Genomic DNA, 14,900 nt, shown 5'->3' with positions numbered 1-14,900 from the left:
CAATCTCCTAGACATGTCGCTGAGCATCGCCCGTTGTGGCGTAGTCAATGTCTAGCCCGAGGTAGTCTTCGAAGAAACTCTCGCGGGATCTGAGATCAGACGGAGCGCCCGTCACGACCAGTCGACCGGAGGAGAGGACAGCGGCTCTGTCCGCGACATCGAGAGCACGGTCCGTGTTCTGCTCGACGAGGACTATCGCCATCCCCTCCTTCTTCAGGCCAACGATCGTCTCGAGGCAAAGGTCGATGATTTTCGGCATCAGACCGAGTGACAGTTCGTCGACCAGCAGGACCTTCGGAGAGGTCATCAACGCACGGCCGATGGCGAGCATCTGCTGTTCGCCTCCGGACATCGAGCCCGCTATCTGACGCCTTCGCTCTGCCAAGCGCGGGAAAAGCGAATAGACCCGCTCCATGTTTGCGCTTGCGACTGCGGCGGCACAAATGTACCCGCCTACTGTCAGGTTCTCCTCGACAGTGAGTTCGTTGAAGAGGCGCCGCCCCTCCGGCACCACGGCGACGCCCAAATGCGGCCGCCTCCTTGCAGACTCGCGGGTTATGTCCCGTCCGTCGACACGGATCGCACCCCCGGTCACCCGTACATGGCCCATAGTCGCCATGATCGTCGAAGTCTTCCCCGCTCCGTTTGGGCCGATCAGCGCAAGGATTTCACCCTGGTCGACGGAGAAGCTGATGTTCGACGCCGCCACGATCGAACCGTAGCCACAGGACATACTTTCCAGGGTCAGCATTTAGTGTCCCCCCATGTAAGCGGCTTGAACGTCCGGACGGGCCAGAACCTCGGTCGGCGATCCGGTCGCCATGAGGCTACCTTGGTCGAGCACGGCGAGTCGGCTGCAAATGCGCACCACCTCAGCCAAGCGGTGCTCAACCAGGATGATGGTCAGGCCAGTTCTATTCAGTCCCGCGATCACATCGCTCAGCATCGACGCTTCAGCATGGTTCAACCCAGCCAAGGGCTCGTCCAGTAGAAGGACATCGGGTTCCAGCGCCAACGCACGCGCGACTTCCAGCCGCTTCAGCTGCCCCAGAGGCAGGGCGCCCGCTTTTCTCTCGGTCACGCTTGCGAGGCCGACAAGCTCGAGGAGAGATTGCGCCTTCGAGCGCGCCGCGCCGCGGTCGACATGCAAGACCGCACATGCGGGCGACTCGGTCAATTTGTGGCCCGCTGCAATCATGACGTTTTCGATCGTCGACATGGAGCGGAACGGCCTGACGATCTGATGAGTGATCGCAAGGCCGGCCCTGGCCCGCCGATCGATCGACAGGCGTGTGACGTCGCGTGCCCTCAGCAGAATGCGACCCGCATCGGGGCGCAATATCCCGGTCAGCAGACGAAGAAGAGTGGTCTTCCCCGCCCCGTTCGGACCAATGAGCCCGAGCAATTCGCCTTCGTCGAGCGAAAGTCCTACGCCACGGACAGCCTGGACTCCGCCAAAAGAGATGCGGAGATCTGTGGATTCAAGGATAGCCGTCATGCGATCTGGGCCTTTCGGTTTCCAGCGCGTTCGACCACCCGCATTGCGATTTCCGCTATCCCGCCAGGGCTGAACCTCATCACCAATAGAAGGAGCGCGCCGAAGATGAGCTGACGGTATTCTCCGGCAAAGCGGAAGACCTCCGGGAACAGTGTCAGGAGCACCGCTCCGGCGGTCACACCGGCCACCGATCCGATGCCACCAATAACGACGATGGCGACTATCGAGACCGAAACGAGGAAACCGAAGGCATCCGGATTGATGAACCGCGAATAATAGCAATAGAGGAAGCCTGCGACGCCGGACATGGCGCAGCCGATGAAGAAGGCCGTTAGCTTGTATACCGGGACAGGGATGGCGATCGCGCGCGCCGCCGCCTCGTCTTCGGCCAGTGAGGTGAAAGCGAAACCCAGCCAGCTTTTCTTCAAGTACACACAGAAAGCGATCGACACTGCCACTAGGACGGAAATGAAGATCGCGAAACCCAGCTGTCCGAGACCGGACGCCGGGATGCCGGCAAGCCCGACTTCGCCTCCAAAGAACTCGTTCTTGCGAATAACGCCGAGGAACAAGAAGTTGACGGCAATGGTAGTGACTGCGAGGAAGTCGTCGCGGACGCGCAACGATACCAGTCCCACCACCACACCACAAAGGCCCACCAGCAGCGTTACGATAGGCAACACAGCCCAGAACGGCCAGCCGGAAAGCGCCAACAATGCGGAAGCGTAAGCTCCCATGCCGAAGAATGCTGCCTGCCCGAGGCTGATCTGACCGCAGAACCCGGCAATAACGTTGAGCCCCAAGGCGAGAAGGATGTTGATCCCGACGAGCGGCACGAGACTGATGAAGTACCCGGTCATACTGCCCTCCTCCAAACCAGACCCTGCGGGCGAAGCATCAGCACGACGACGAGGCAGACCGCGGCGATCGCGTCGCGATCAAGCACGTCCGTCAGGAAGATTGTTCCGAACGATTCTGCGACCCCCAGCAGCAGGCTGCCCACCAGCGCCCCGGCCATGTTCCCCAGTCCGCCCAGCACGATGACGGCCAGGGCCTTGTAGCCCACCACCATGCCCATCCCAGGCTCTACGTAGTTGTTGAGTAGCGCGATCAGGACACCCGCAACCCCCGCGAAGGCGGAGCCGATGGCGAAGTTCAGGTCATGAACGCGAGCGACATCGACGCCGAATGAAGTGGCCATTTGCGGATTGGCAAGCGTCGCCCTCCAGGCAATACCCGTGCGACTGAAAGCTACAAACACGGCGAACCCGGTCAGGATCGCGGTGGCTGACAAGAACATCACTGCCTGCAACAGGCCAATCGTCATACCACCAATGTCCAGCGTCTCGTAGAGCCAGGGGTTGTCGTCGAACGAGAGTCCGAGATTGCCGAAGACGATCCGGATCGCGTCCTCGATAAAGATCATGAGCCCCACCGACGCGATGAGCGCCACGAGCGGGGGACGGGACGTCAGGGGCTGATAAACTAGGCGGTTGATCAGTACGCCCGCGCAGGCGGCGATGACGACGCTCGCCGGCGCACCGATCCACAGGCTGCCCGTCGCATTGGTCACGATCACCGCAACATAGGCGGCTGTAGCGAAGACCGCGGCGTGCGCGACGTGAAGAATACGCATCAAGCCGTAGATCAATGTCAGCCCGATCGCCATCAGGGCGTACATACTGCCAAAGACGAGACCTTGGACTGCAAGTTCAAGATAGTACATTGTCGGGCATCCCCCGTTTTCAACGCGTGGCAAGAAGACTGGGAGGAAATCCCAGTCCTAGAAGTCACTTCGTCGCGTTGCCAGAGGAGACGAACTTGCCGTCCTTCACCATGATAACGGGGGTCGGGAGCTCCGCTTCCCGTTCGGTAGTGAAGGCCGCCAACGTCCCATAGAAATGCGGGAACTCAGACGTGCTCTGGAGCGCGTCGCGAACCTTGGCTTTCTCGGTCGACCCTGCACGCTTGACCGCATCGTTGAGCAGCATGAAAGCGGAATAGACAGCGGCCGCAGTCGAAGGCGACTCCGCCTTCTTCTCATTCAGACGGGTCATCATGTGCTGAAACGTGGCGTCGTCATTATCGCGGTTCAGACCATTGATGACGTAGATGCCTTCAGCGGCCTGCCGGCCGATCGAGATGAGAGCGTCGGAATCGAACCCTTGCGTACCAACGATAGGAACCTTGATCCCTGCGGCGCGCAGCTGAATGGCCAGCGGCCCGCCGTGGAAGAAGAGACCCGCCACGAAAACGGCGTCCGGATCGTCTCTCTTGATACTTGCGACAATCGAGCCAAATTGCCGGTCCTTCATGCCGAATGTGTAGCTACCGGCAATTTGGAGCCCTGCCTCATGTGCCGCGGGCGTGAATCCAGCAATCACTCCTTGCCCGTAGTCGTTGTCCAGGACGGCCACCGAGATCTTCTTGACCTTCAGGTGGTCAGCCAGAAAATAAGCCGCAGACTTCGATTGCACCGGGCCTAGCTTGAAGCTCCGGAAGACATAATCGCCGGCGTGCGTAATTGCCGGATGCGTCGCATAGGACACGACATAAGGAGTCGAGGCCTCCTGGAAAATCGTGGCCGCTGCGCGCGTCGGTTCCGAGTAGCTGCCGGAGACGACGAAATCTACGGCGTCCTGGTTCGTCAACTTGTTCGCGATAGCGATCGCCTGCTGAGGCTGGGTCTGATCGTCGTAGCTGACCAGAACAACCTTCTCGCCTGCCATCCCGCCGGCCTGATTGATCTCTTCGACTGCCATCTCCGCCGCCAACTGAGCCGAGACGCCGTCGGCTGCTGCGAACCCGGTGGTGGGCGCGTGGAAGCCAATCTTCACATCGGCAAATGCGGGTACCGCAACCAACCAAATGGCCGCGGAAATTGACGGCACTTGGAGCGCTTTTCTGAAGACCACTGGCATCGATTTCCTCCTCACCGACTTTCATTGTGTGGAAGTAACTACCATTCTGCGGAAGTCGTGTCAATTTCGACTGGCCGTTTCTTTTTCCGGACGCCTCAGGATGGGGACAGGAGGTGCGCAGAGCATTCCTTTCACGACCTACCCAAGCTCAAGTGCTCAGGCAGCCCGCAAAGCTGCGAACGTCACTCAAGTCGAAATGGGCCAGTGCATTGGCCAACGGCAAACGCTCGTTTCATAGTTTGAACTTGAGGAACGGCGGTGGATGCTGCCAACTTCGTGAAGGTCAGCCGCGCGATCGGCGCCGATCCGTTTGAGATCATGCGCAAAGGAGATTTGGCCAATTGGACTAGCCTTCGGGCCGACTGCCGAAATCGCCATCTCGACGGATGGCAAGGGTACGTGGCGGGACAACGTGTTCGTCGAACGGCTCTGGCGTTCGATCAAGTACGAGGAAGTCTACCTCCACGCCTACAAGACCGTGTCCAAGGCCCGCGTCTGCATTGGCCGATATCTGACCTTTTACAATAGCCGACGCCCACATTCATCCCTTGACCGGCAGACGCCGGATCAGGCCTACTTCGACGCGCTGGCACCAATGATGGTGGCGGCATAATCGAGGCGGAAATCGACTTAGCGAAACGCCCGAAACTGTTCAGACAAACCGAGCCACCTCTGACCTTGCAGCCGTATCGCAACGTAACCTTATCCAGCTTGCTCGCAATCTCAACGACCAGCCGAGAAAGTGCCTCGACTACAGGACGCCTCCCGAAGTGTTTCGTGCACATTTGCAAGATGGGAGCTGAACGCCTACCCTAAAAAGCCGGTATGATGCACTTCAGTTAGGATCTCCCAAACGGGAACAAGCAGTGTACACGCGGGCCGTAGGGAGAGTCCGGCGCGCAGGCGAAACACCTGGTCGACCGGCGGTTTTGAGCGATTTCGTCAGATGCGGCGCGATCCGCGTGAACGGCCGGCTGAGAGGAGGAACGGTCTTGCGTTGCAACTTTGTCTTGAGCGATTACAATTCCTTCGGGTCGGCGATAACATTGCTGGAGGAATTGCATGTCACTGTGGACTTACTGAGCGATGAGATCGAAGAACATTGGATGGGCCAAATTCGCTTGCCTCCCATTCGTAGCGTTAGGCGCCTGCGTCAGTGCAATCGTCACTTTCTCCCCATCCCACGCTCAGACTGTTGCAGGCCATGCGGTCGGCGAAGACGCTTCCAAATTTGTGGCTGACCAGCAAGTTGCTTCGTCAAAGCCTACAGCCGAATACACGATCCTCCAGCTCCCCAGCCCCAACGGAATCGATGTGACGGCGACCTACCAAAACGGGTCAAAGAAGATCGTCCAAATTGAAGCCACCCGGCGGCTTTCTCAGCCTGGAGCATCGGGGCAGTTTGGGAAATTTGAATTCGGAAAAACAAGCCTCTCCGAAGTACGTTCTCTTTTTGGTAGCAAGGGCTTGCTCTTCACAGGCGTCGCGCCCGCAACCGCTGCACCGGATGGTGGAGTGACTATTGTCAGCTCTTACGAGGTGCAGGGGACCAAAACCATCGCCTCGTTTGTCTCCAAAATATCCGCATCCTCCCTACGTGAGTTGAAGCAGCGGTTCGGTGAAGACATGTACGCTCACCTCGAAGGTGTGGCGTTACTGGAGTCAACCGTAATCTCAGACATCGACTATTTGAAGGGTGCACGAGGGAACGAGCTCGTCTACGATGTGGATTACGCACCCATCATGTGGGTAAATGTAAACTCGCCAGCCGGTGTGAAACGGCAAATTTCGCTCTCGCGCATCTCCCCCTCACAGCTTCCGGTGCATCGTATCTACAATGGGCCGATCAACGCCCCATATTTCACGGATGCCTCGGCACGGAACTTCCAAACTCGAATCTCGGAAGGCATGGCGAGCGGCCCGACCTTCGCCGGCGAATATGCCGTGATCCAAGTGGGCTGCGGCACAGGATGCTCCATCGCCTATGTTGCGAGCGTCAGGACTGGCGAGGTTTCGCGCATTCCCATCGATGACCAGGCGGCCCATTATCTCGACCTTAAATACCAGATCGACAGTCGGCTGTTGGTCGCCCAATGGGCAAGAGGTGCGGCTTCCAAATGCCACATGCAGTTCTTGACGATGGATGAGGGTGAATGGACTTCCTTGCTCGAGCACGATGTCGGGCCGACGGAGGCGTGCTACAACTCGATCGCCCAGAATCTTCGAAACTGACTGGAAGGCGCACCATCAATGGATCGTGCAGACTACGAGAGAACTTTGGCCATCGAACCCGAACTCTGTCCTTGGTTGGCGGACGCAGCTGCTCGGTTTCACTATCTTTATCCGGACGTCCATCTGAGTATAAGCGAGCAGTCGGTGACACTGACGACCTCCAATGACCGAATGACCGCACTCGTGCAGGATTTCATGTTTTGCCTTTATCGGCAGAAGATCTACACCGAAACGTTGCCGCTTCGGACAATGCTGATAGAAGGGGTGACGGGATTTGTCAGTCGTTCCGCTTAAATTCCGGCCACATCACGATGGTCTCCTCCTCTTCGCGGACGACGCCGGCGGATACTTTAAGTCCGACCATGCCTTCTTGCACCGCTATGCGTTCGATCAATTGACATCCGGCGATCTCGCATTCCTGAGTGGGAACGGCCACGCCTACAATGCCGTCGGTGATCTGGCATATTCGGGTTTCGAGTACCGTTTTGCTGAGCGGCTCTACCTGCCGCGAGAAATGGACTATGTCATTCTGGTCCCTACGCTCAGATGCAACTTGGCCTGCGGCTATTGCCAAGTTTCGCGTGTCAACGAAGCTACTCCAGGCTTCGACTGGGACGACTTCACACTTGAAGCGGTTATCGGATTTCTCGGCTCTCTCTCGACCAGGAAGATCAAGGTCGAGTTCCAGGGCGGCGAGCCTCTCTTGCGCCTCGACGTCATTGAGAGGATTCGTGATTTCTGCAGGCAACGATTTGATGCCTGCGAGTTCGTAATTTGTACAAATCTGCAGGAGGTCAGCAACTCGGCCTGGGATCTACTCGGACGAGGCGACGTTTTTGTCAGCACGTCTTTGGACGGCAATCGCATAACGCATCAAAAGCAGCGGACAATCGTGCCGGGCAAGACGGACCAATTCTTCTCAAATCTCGATTTCGCGGTGGGCCGACTGGGGTCGGAAAAAATCTCCGCCTTGCCAACGATCGACCCGCACAATGCGCCCTCGCCGCAGGACGTCATCGAGACCTTCCTCAGCTATGACATTCGATCCATCTACCTGCGACCCGTAAACTACCAGGGCTTCGCGAGAAAGAAGTTCGACGCACGCGGAAGCGCTGACGTCTGGAACAGATATCATACCGCTTTCATCGACGCACTCGTCGAACACAATTGGTCCTCTGCGGTCCCAATCGAAGAGTACTATTTCGTCCATTGCCTTCGACGGGTGCTGAGGTCCGGTCATAACGGTCACGTGGATCTCCGCAATCCCAATATCGTCGGGCAAGGCTACGTAGTGATCGACTATGACGGAAAGATATACCCGACCGATGAAGCGCGGATGGTCACTCGCATCGGTCAATTCGATCTGTCCATGGGAGATGTCTTCAGCGGGATCTCGGCGGACACGATCGATCGCCTGAACGCTGAAGCGCTCAACAACTTCCACCCTGATTGCGTGCACTGCCCCTACCAAGCCTTTTGCGGGATTGATCTGGTCGATGACATTTCACGGTATGGGCGGATCGATATGCCGAAGCATCTTACTGACTTCTGTCAGCGCCATACATCTATCTTCGACAGGGTTTTTGCGATGATCTATTCGGATGATCCGAAGGTCAAAAAGACGCTGGCGCTTTGGGCGGGTACGCCTCACTTCGATCCGCTTCTTGCCAAGGTTCATCAATGATCAGCCTGCGCCTGAAGGTCGACCCGTTACCGATCGACGAGCCTTTGGTCGTGCGCCTGCAAGCGCAGGGGTCACCCGCGCGGACAGATCATGACGCGGTCCTTGCCGACGTGGGATCTGATCGCCGCGAATATGACCTCAATGGCTTCTCCTTTGGCGTTTATGGGGTTTCCGATGAAGTCATAGACGGCGACGTCCTGATGATGCTGCCAGGCGAAACAACGGCGCATCGCCTCATCCGCGCCGGTTCGGCGCACAATACGCTTCTGGTGACCGAGCAATGCGACCAGCTTTGTGTGATGTGCTCGCAACCTCCCAAGAAGTATCACGCCGATCTCTTTGAGCAGTTCACCTTGGCTGCGTCACTTGCCCCGCAGGGTGCAATGATTGGCGTTTCAGGCGGTGAACCCTTGCTTCATAAGGAGCGGCTCTTTGGCATGCTTGAAGAAGTGAAGGCGCGGCGTCCCGACGTCGGATTTCATGTATTGACCAACGCGCAGCATTTTTCCCGAGCAGACCTACAAAGACTGCAGCGGCTAGACCACGAACGCGTGCTCTGGGGCGTTCCGCTCTATTCAGCCACACCTGAAACTCACGATCGGATCGTGGGCAAACCGGGAGCTTTCGCCAACCTCGAACAGGGATTATCGATCCTGATGCGTGCGGGGGCTTCCCTCGAGCTGCGAACGGTCGTCATGCAACAGAACTGGCAGGATCTTCCAGCCCTGGCAGACTACGTCTCCACCCGCCTCAACTTCTTGACGGTCTGGGCCATCATGCAGCTGGAGCGGATCGGTTATGCCCGGATGAACTGGAAAGACACGTTTCGGGACACGTCCAGCGATTTCGACCAGATCGCTCGGGCGGTCGATATCGTAACGGCACGCGGCCTCAAGGCTTCACTCTATAATTTTCCACTGTGTTCAGTACCGCCCGCTTACCAGGATTTTGCGCCCTCAACGATCTCGGATTGGAAGAGAAAATACCTAGACTTCTGTTTGAATTGCCGCGCCAAAGAAACTTGTGGTGGTTTTTTTCAATGGTATAGTCACGCCGAGGGGTTTGCATTTCTGGGGCCATTATGAAATCTCGCCTGTTTATGATCCCGTCACTTCTGGTGGCGGGCTTTTTGCCATCGAAATCTGATGCGATGCCCATTGGCGAGGTTGTTTCCAAGAAAGATCCCGGGACTTCGGTGCTGGAGCGCCTTAGGCTGAAGCACATATTCACGCTCGCCGGGCATCGATCACATAGCTCCCACCGCTCACATAGCTCCCATTCAAGCCACCGATCAAGCAGCGGCGGTGGCTACACATACAGACGCAGTGCGCCAGTCTACTCGCCACCATCCACGGTCTACACAGCTCCTTCTACAGTATACACAGCACCGTCTGGTTCGTTTGCTACCCAACCCACGGTCTCGGCGACACCTACTTATCCGGTCAATTCCGATCCGGTGACAGCCACGCCGCTCAAAACTCTTCCGGGAAATACCGCGAAATTCAAGCGCATCGTTATGCAGGTCCAGACAGCTCTCACCGCCTATGGCTACTACGAAGGCTTGATTGATGGCCAAGTCGGCCCCGCCTGCAAGAAAGCGCTTCTAGCGATGCAGACCGACTACAATCTCAAGGTCACCGGAACGATCACGCCCGACGTGCTCAATACTTTCGGCATCGTCGCGAATTAATCGATCCACCAATCCCAACGGTTTTTGAAAGAACAGACCATGGTCAACCCGTTTGAGCAGCAACCCTTCGAAGGCGCAGAGTTCGTCGAAAACCCAGAACCGCGGTGCCCCTGCCTTCTGCTCCTCGATGTCTCAGGTTCGATGCGAGGAGCGCCACTGAAGGAGTTGAACGAGGGGCTGGTCCAATTCAGAGACGAGCTCTACGCGGATTCCCTGGCTGCCAAAAGGGTCGAAGTAGGCATCGTTACGTTCGGGCCGGTTTCGGTCGCGAACGACTTCGAAGGCATCCACCAGTGGAACCCGCCTGAGCTTTCGTCGCAAGGCGACACTCCGATGGGCCGCGCGATCGAAACCGGACTCGAGATACTCCGACAGAGAAAGAACTCCTACAAACAAAACGGGATCTCTTACTATCGGCCCTGGGTCTTTCTCATCACGGATGGGGCCCCAACTGACGCCTGGCACGACGCTGCCAGCGTCGTGAAGGCCGGCGAAGCCGAGAAGGCATTTTCATTCTTTGCAGTCGGTGTACAGGGAGCCAATATGGAAATCCTGTCGCAGATTTCGGTTAGGCAGCCTTTGGCGCTGAAGGAACTGCGTTTTCGGGATCTGTTCTCGTGGCTATCAAGCTCGCTTGGCTCGGTATCCCACTCGAATCCAGGGGATGCGGTTCCGCTGGCAAATCCGGCTACGCCGGACGGATGGGCATCGATTGCATGACCAACAGCTGGCGATGGGCAGGCGCACGCTCCATTGGCACCTCGCATGTAAGGACGAACACCGCGTGCCAGGACTTCGCGGGCGCAAAGCTTTTCATGCGACCAGAGGGACCGATTATGACCGCGGTCGTCTCGGACGGAGCAGGCAGTGCGTCACACGCGGACGCCGGGTCCAAGCTGATATGTCTTTCGTTTCTTCGGGCGTGCCGGGAGTTTCTGACAACAAAGCCCATTGAAGAATTGGTCGAAGAAGATGTCTGGAACTGGCTCGATGAGATCCGCGAGGCGGTAAATGCCAGAGCGAACTCCATGGCACTGCGGCCGCGGGACTTCGCGTCGACGTTGGTGGCCATAATCGCAGGCCCACATTCGTCGATCGTGATCCATATCGGCGATGGTGCGGCAGTGTGGAAGAAGCGGCGGTCGGACGAATGGGAGGTGCCTTCCTGGCCCTATCATGGTGAATACGCATCGACGACAACATTTGTGACCGACGATCCGCAACCAAAGCTCAGCTATCTGCGGATAGGCGAGGCCATTGACGAGTTCGCCTTGTTTTCCGACGGCATCGAACGTCTTGTACTTGAACAAGCCACCAGATCGGCACACGCTCCATTTTTCAATCGGATGCTAGCACCCTTGAAAGGCTCAAATGTTGAGGGTCTGGACAAGAATCTCTCCGCGGCATTGAAAGACTACCTCGAAAGTCCAAGCGTATGCGAGCGCACCGACGACGACAAATCGCTAATCCTTGGCGTCAGGATATGACAGTCATCGTGTCATCCGATGGTCGGCGATTGACGCTGGGGAACCTTCTCGCGAAAGGTGGAGAGGGTGCTGTCCACCACATCGTCGAGGCGCCCGATCTGGTTGCGAAGATTTATCTTCGCGGAAAGGCCGACGAGCGCAGGGAAAAAGTCGAAGCAATGGTTTCGGCTCGTCTACATCAGACCACGTCTTTCGTCGCATTTCCGGTCGATACCCTGAAATCGCAACGGGGCGAGTTCCTGGGCTTCACAATGAATAAGGTGGACGGCTTCAAAAGCGTTCACGATCTTTATGGGCCGGCAAGTCGCAAGACTGAGTTTCCGACAGCCGATGCGAACTTCCTCGTCAGATCCGCAATTAACCTGGCGCGAGCGATCGCGAGTGTGCACGCGATGGGATGTGTGATCGGTGATATCAACCATTCCGGCGTCCTCGTTTCTGAGAAAGCGCTTGTCACCCTCATCGACAGCGACTCGTTTCAATTCCGATCACAATCAAAACTCTACCGATGTTTGGTCGGCGTTCCGGAATATACTCCTCCGGAGCTCCAGGGAGCACTGCTCGACAAAACGGACCGAATGCCCAACCACGATAACTTTGGGTTAGCGGTACTTCTTTTCCAGTTACTGTATCTTGGACGTCATCCGTTCGCAGGACGCTATCGCGGCAACGGCGATATGGATATCCGAAAGGCCATTGGAGAAGGCCGCTTTGCCTATAGCGAACGCCGCGCTGAAACAATGATGGAGCCGCCGCCCTATGTCCCGGGGCTGGACAATTACGGGAAGGACCTGGGCCGCGCTTTCGAAACAGCTTTCCGTTTGCCTCCGAAGGATATCAACGGGCGGCCACTCGCCTCGGAATGGGTGGCATTGCTGACTTCAGTCGAAGCTGGACTTAAGACGTGCGCCGCCGATCGGGCTCATTCATATGCAGGCAGTCTCAGTTCATGCCCCTGGTGCTCGATTGAGCGGTCGATGGGGCGCTCTCTGTTCGTCGCGCAGTATTCCCCCACGGCCCCAATTATGGATATCGGCCAACTCCTCACGGCAATCCGTGGCATACCAGCCCCCGGGAAGCCCCCCGAGCCCGAGAGAATTGTTGAGCCAGTTTTGAGTCTGACGGTGTCCCCCGCGGGTCAGCAGGCCCGGTCCAAGAGAACCGTTACTGTCGTCGCTGGAATTGTCGCGATTATCATCGGGCTCTACCTGACCACTTCAGTTCAGGGCTTTTGGGGGTCCGCGCTTGTAGCCGGGGCCGGCTTCGTGACCCTTCGCTCTCTAGATTTGAAGCGAGCATTTGCCACCGATCATGCGAGCGCCCAGTCGGGTTGGGAGGCCGAGAGGAAGAAATGGATAGCGCATGCGGGGCCCGAGAAGTTCGAAGAACGAAGGAGTCACTACCTCGGTGTAGCCACAGCTCATTCAGAGTTGCCTGCGCAGGAGCAAGCAAAATTGAAGGCGCTGGAACAGAAAAAGCGTCAACTCCAGATGCAGAAACACATGGAATCGCATCTGATCGAGCGCGCGAAGATCCCTAAGATAGGGGCCGGTCGCAAGGCAACGCTGGCGTCCTTTGGCTTCGAAGATGCGTGGGATGTCATGCAGCGCCCAATCACCAATGTGCCGGGCTTTGGCCCATCGCTCGCTGCAGACGTCATGGGGTGGGCGCGCTCGGTCGAGCGCAAGTTCGTCTTCAACAATGCTATTCCGACGGACCCGCAGGCGATTCAGCAGATCAAGACCGAAATCGGAAAAAAGCGCGCCGAGTTCGAAAGAGAACTTAATCGAGCGCCTGATGAACTTCGCCGTTTGGCCGACGACGCGCGCACGCTTGTGAAGTCACCGCCTCAAGGGCTGATCGACGCCTACCAAAGGCTAATGCAGGTCCAGGTAGACATGGGTACAATTTGATCCATGTCAGCCACTTACCGAAACTTCTGGATCATTGTGGGCATGACAGTGTCGGCAACGGTGCTTGCGAATTTGTCGGCAAAACCGAAGCGCGCTGCTTCATCGGGATTCGAAGTCAGCCGCATTGAACCAACCCTACCTATGAGCAGAACGACAGAACAAATGTCGAATTCGTCTGGAATGCCGCAGCCGGTCGAAGTTGAGCAAGGAAACACAAACACAAATGCAACCACGCCCCAAGTTCCTCTGGTTGAACGCCAGTTCAAAGACATAAATGCCGAGTTTAAGGCGTCATTCGACGCGGCCGCTCAGATCGCGCTCGCTATGCCTTCGGCTTCGACTGCTGACCAAGTCGAACAACCCATTCCAAATGTCCCTGTGCCATCGCTGCAAACCCGGGAAATACAGTCAGACCCGACGATTTTCGATTTGAGTGCGCAAACATCGCCGAACAATGATGCCGGCCCGTCCGGCCTTGGTACGGGTGTTACGACCACGAACCTAAACATGCGCGAAGGCCCTGCTGCAAACTACCTTGTTGTCGACGTCCTGGCCACCGGCATAACGGTCGTTCTTCTCGAGCAAGAGAATGGCTGGCTGCACGTGCGCGATGCAGCTGGCCGTCAGGGCTGGGTCAATGGGACTTACATTTCAAGAACCATGAATTAGCGACATTCTGGGCGGAAGCCAGGTAACTGTCCGCCTTTATCAGATTCGAACGGCAGGCCCAGCTGTTCGTCTTACAGAGGGAGGGCAACTCGTGAAGCAAGTGCCGCTCCGGCAAGGGAGGCGCCGGAGTGGCTTCGCTCAGAACAACGCCGCGACCTTATCCGCGATGGCGTGCCCTAGCTTGATGTTGGTTTCGGCGGAAAAATGAATGCCGTCGACGCCGTCGGTGGCAACGTGGTCGCCGGCGGCGAGGAACTCGACTTTCGTGAACTCGGCAAGCGCCTTATAAAGGCCGGCGAGCTGCGTCGATTTCTCATAACCACCGCCGAACATGCCCTCGAACCAAGGATCGGGCATCGGCGCGAGCGGTGGCGGGGCGACGACCAGAACCCTCGGGGCTGGATAGGGTGTACCCACGCCGCCGGCCGATGTCAGCACCTGGCCGACCAACTTTCCCATGCCGTTAGCAATCTCATAGGGCGCGCGGCGGAAATAGGATTTCGTATCGTTCGTCCCCAGCATAATAATGACCAGGTCGAGCGGCAGATGGCTGGCGATTGCTGCGGGTAGGTAGGCGCTGCCGTTCAGTCGCGGATCGTTCGGATCGTCGAGGCTGGTGGTGCGGGCACTGAGCCCCTCCTCGATGACATAGTAGCCATCGCCAAGCCTTTTGGCCATAGCCCCGGTCCAGCGTTGATCAAAGGGGTAGCGCAATGTAGGTGCGGATTCCCTCACGGGAATCCACCCCCAAGTCAAAGAATCTCCAAAGCACAGGATTGAGCGCTTTTCCGCCATTTATTTCCTCC

General features: G+C 57.4%; 15 protein-coding genes and 2 pseudogenes. 11 read left to right on the top strand and 6 right to left on the bottom strand.

Annotated elements, in window-relative coordinates:
* Positions 1–7: 7 nt before the first annotated feature.
* The 5 genes from IB279_RS34810 to IB279_RS34790 form a co-directional block, all read right to left on the bottom strand.
* Positions 8–751 carry an ABC transporter ATP-binding protein gene (locus IB279_RS34810; RefSeq protein ID WP_192340921.1) on the bottom strand — a complete coding sequence of 248 codons (744 nt, stop codon included), beginning with the start codon at positions 749–751 and terminating at the stop codon, positions 8–10.
* Positions 752–1,498 (bottom strand): ABC transporter ATP-binding protein, encoded by a 747-nt coding sequence (locus IB279_RS34805; RefSeq protein WP_192340919.1) that lies wholly within the window; start codon positions 1,496–1,498, stop codon positions 752–754.
* Positions 1,495–2,334, bottom strand: coding sequence for a branched-chain amino acid ABC transporter permease (locus IB279_RS34800; protein ID WP_210338771.1), 840 nt, complete (start codon positions 2,332–2,334; stop codon positions 1,495–1,497). The genes IB279_RS34805 and IB279_RS34800 overlap by 4 nt, the downstream gene beginning before the upstream one ends.
* 20 nt (positions 2,335–2,354) lie before the next feature.
* Entirely contained in the window at positions 2,355–3,224 is an 870-nt protein-coding gene (locus tag IB279_RS34795) for a branched-chain amino acid ABC transporter permease (RefSeq protein ID WP_192340915.1), read from the bottom strand.
* A gap of 64 nt (positions 3,225–3,288) precedes the next feature.
* Positions 3,289–4,419, bottom strand: coding sequence for an ABC transporter substrate-binding protein (locus IB279_RS34790; RefSeq protein ID WP_192340913.1), 1,131 nt, complete (start codon positions 4,417–4,419; stop codon positions 3,289–3,291).
* A 364-nt stretch (positions 4,420–4,783) separates the two neighbouring features.
* On the opposite strand from IB279_RS34790, the pseudogene IB279_RS34785 reads away from it, so the two are divergent.
* The 11 genes and pseudogenes from IB279_RS34785 to IB279_RS34745 all read left to right on the top strand — a co-directional run.
* Positions 4,784–5,032, top strand: a pseudogene (locus tag IB279_RS34785) (integrase core domain-containing protein); the annotation flags it as partial.
* 55 nt (positions 5,033–5,087) lie between these two features.
* Positions 5,088–5,222: pseudogene (locus tag IB279_RS37545) on the top strand (IS30 family transposase); the annotation flags it as partial.
* Positions 5,223–5,505: 283 nt separating this feature from the next.
* Complete coding sequence (locus IB279_RS34780) at positions 5,506–6,651, top strand: hypothetical protein (protein ID WP_192340911.1); 1,146 nt, start codon at positions 5,506–5,508, stop codon at positions 6,649–6,651.
* A gap of 45 nt (positions 6,652–6,696) precedes the next feature.
* Positions 6,697–6,945 carry a hypothetical protein gene (locus IB279_RS37020; RefSeq protein ID WP_246802249.1) on the top strand — a complete coding sequence of 83 codons (249 nt, stop codon included), beginning with the start codon at positions 6,697–6,699 and terminating at the stop codon, positions 6,943–6,945.
* Positions 6,926–8,335, top strand: coding sequence for a His-Xaa-Ser system radical SAM maturase HxsB (gene hxsB, locus IB279_RS34775; RefSeq protein ID WP_192340909.1), 1,410 nt, complete (start codon positions 6,926–6,928; stop codon positions 8,333–8,335). Before IB279_RS37020 ends, hxsB begins: the two co-directional genes overlap by 20 nt.
* Complete coding sequence (gene hxsC, locus IB279_RS34770; protein WP_192340907.1) at positions 8,332–9,420, top strand: His-Xaa-Ser system radical SAM maturase HxsC; 1,089 nt, start codon at positions 8,332–8,334, stop codon at positions 9,418–9,420. Before hxsB ends, hxsC begins: the two co-directional genes overlap by 4 nt.
* Positions 9,417–10,025, top strand: coding sequence for a His-Xaa-Ser repeat protein HxsA (gene hxsA, locus IB279_RS34765; protein WP_192340905.1), 609 nt, complete (start codon positions 9,417–9,419; stop codon positions 10,023–10,025). The genes hxsC and hxsA overlap by 4 nt, the downstream gene beginning before the upstream one ends.
* Positions 10,026–10,064: 39 nt before the next feature.
* Positions 10,065–10,745 carry a VWA domain-containing protein gene (locus IB279_RS34760; protein WP_192340903.1) on the top strand — a complete coding sequence of 227 codons (681 nt, stop codon included), beginning with the start codon at positions 10,065–10,067 and terminating at the stop codon, positions 10,743–10,745.
* Positions 10,727–11,512 (top strand): PP2C family serine/threonine-protein phosphatase, encoded by a 786-nt coding sequence (locus tag IB279_RS34755; RefSeq protein WP_246802253.1) that lies wholly within the window; start codon positions 10,727–10,729, stop codon positions 11,510–11,512. The genes IB279_RS34760 and IB279_RS34755 overlap by 19 nt, the downstream gene beginning before the upstream one ends.
* Positions 11,509–13,425, top strand: coding sequence for a helix-hairpin-helix domain-containing protein (locus IB279_RS34750; RefSeq protein ID WP_192340899.1), 1,917 nt, complete (start codon positions 11,509–11,511; stop codon positions 13,423–13,425). Before IB279_RS34755 ends, IB279_RS34750 begins: the two co-directional genes overlap by 4 nt.
* A gap of 42 nt (positions 13,426–13,467) precedes the next feature.
* Positions 13,468–14,094 (top strand): SH3 domain-containing protein, encoded by a 627-nt coding sequence (locus IB279_RS34745; RefSeq protein WP_246802248.1) that lies wholly within the window; start codon positions 13,468–13,470, stop codon positions 14,092–14,094.
* Between the two features lie 138 nt (positions 14,095–14,232).
* Here IB279_RS34745 and IB279_RS34740 read toward each other — a convergent pair whose 3' ends face one another.
* Complete coding sequence (locus IB279_RS34740; RefSeq protein WP_192340895.1) at positions 14,233–14,889, bottom strand: SGNH/GDSL hydrolase family protein; 657 nt, start codon at positions 14,887–14,889, stop codon at positions 14,233–14,235.
* Between the last annotated feature and the right edge of the window lie 11 nt (positions 14,890–14,900).

The sequence above is a fragment of the Ensifer sp. ENS06 genome, assembly GCF_014852205.1.
GTDB classification, from domain to species: Bacteria; Pseudomonadota; Alphaproteobacteria; order Rhizobiales; family Rhizobiaceae; genus Ensifer; species Ensifer adhaerens.
The sequence above is the reverse complement of the archived record's forward strand: the minus strand, read 5'-3'. Positions and strand labels throughout refer to the sequence as shown.

What these genes read in the sequence shown, in the direction of transcription:
- IB279_RS34810 (WP_192340921.1), bottom strand. Translation starts at nt 751, where the DNA reads ATGCTGACCCTGGAAAGTATGTCCTGTGGCTACGGTTCGATCGTGGCG.
- IB279_RS34805 (WP_192340919.1), bottom strand. Translation starts at nt 1,498, where the DNA reads ATGACGGCTATCCTTGAATCCACAGATCTCCGCATCTCTTTTGGCGGA.
- IB279_RS34795 (WP_192340915.1), bottom strand. Translation starts at nt 3,224, where the DNA reads ATGTACTATCTTGAACTTGCAGTCCAAGGTCTCGTCTTTGGCAGTATG.
- IB279_RS34790 (WP_192340913.1), bottom strand. Translation starts at nt 4,419, where the DNA reads ATGCCAGTGGTCTTCAGAAAAGCGCTCCAAGTGCCGTCAATTTCCGCG.
- IB279_RS34780 (WP_192340911.1), top strand. Translation starts at nt 5,506, where the DNA reads ATGAGATCGAAGAACATTGGATGGGCCAAATTCGCTTGCCTCCCATTC.
- hxsC (WP_192340907.1), top strand. Translation starts at nt 8,332, where the DNA reads ATGATCAGCCTGCGCCTGAAGGTCGACCCGTTACCGATCGACGAGCCT.
- hxsA (WP_192340905.1), top strand. Translation starts at nt 9,417, where the DNA reads ATGAAATCTCGCCTGTTTATGATCCCGTCACTTCTGGTGGCGGGCTTT.
- IB279_RS34760 (WP_192340903.1), top strand. Translation starts at nt 10,065, where the DNA reads ATGGTCAACCCGTTTGAGCAGCAACCCTTCGAAGGCGCAGAGTTCGTC.
- IB279_RS34755 (WP_246802253.1), top strand. Translation starts at nt 10,727, where the DNA reads ATGGGCATCGATTGCATGACCAACAGCTGGCGATGGGCAGGCGCACGC.
- IB279_RS34750 (WP_192340899.1), top strand. Translation starts at nt 11,509, where the DNA reads ATGACAGTCATCGTGTCATCCGATGGTCGGCGATTGACGCTGGGGAAC.
- IB279_RS34745 (WP_246802248.1), top strand. Translation starts at nt 13,468, where the DNA reads ATGACAGTGTCGGCAACGGTGCTTGCGAATTTGTCGGCAAAACCGAAG.
- IB279_RS34740 (WP_192340895.1), bottom strand. Translation starts at nt 14,889, where the DNA reads ATGGCGGAAAAGCGCTCAATCCTGTGCTTTGGAGATTCTTTGACTTGG.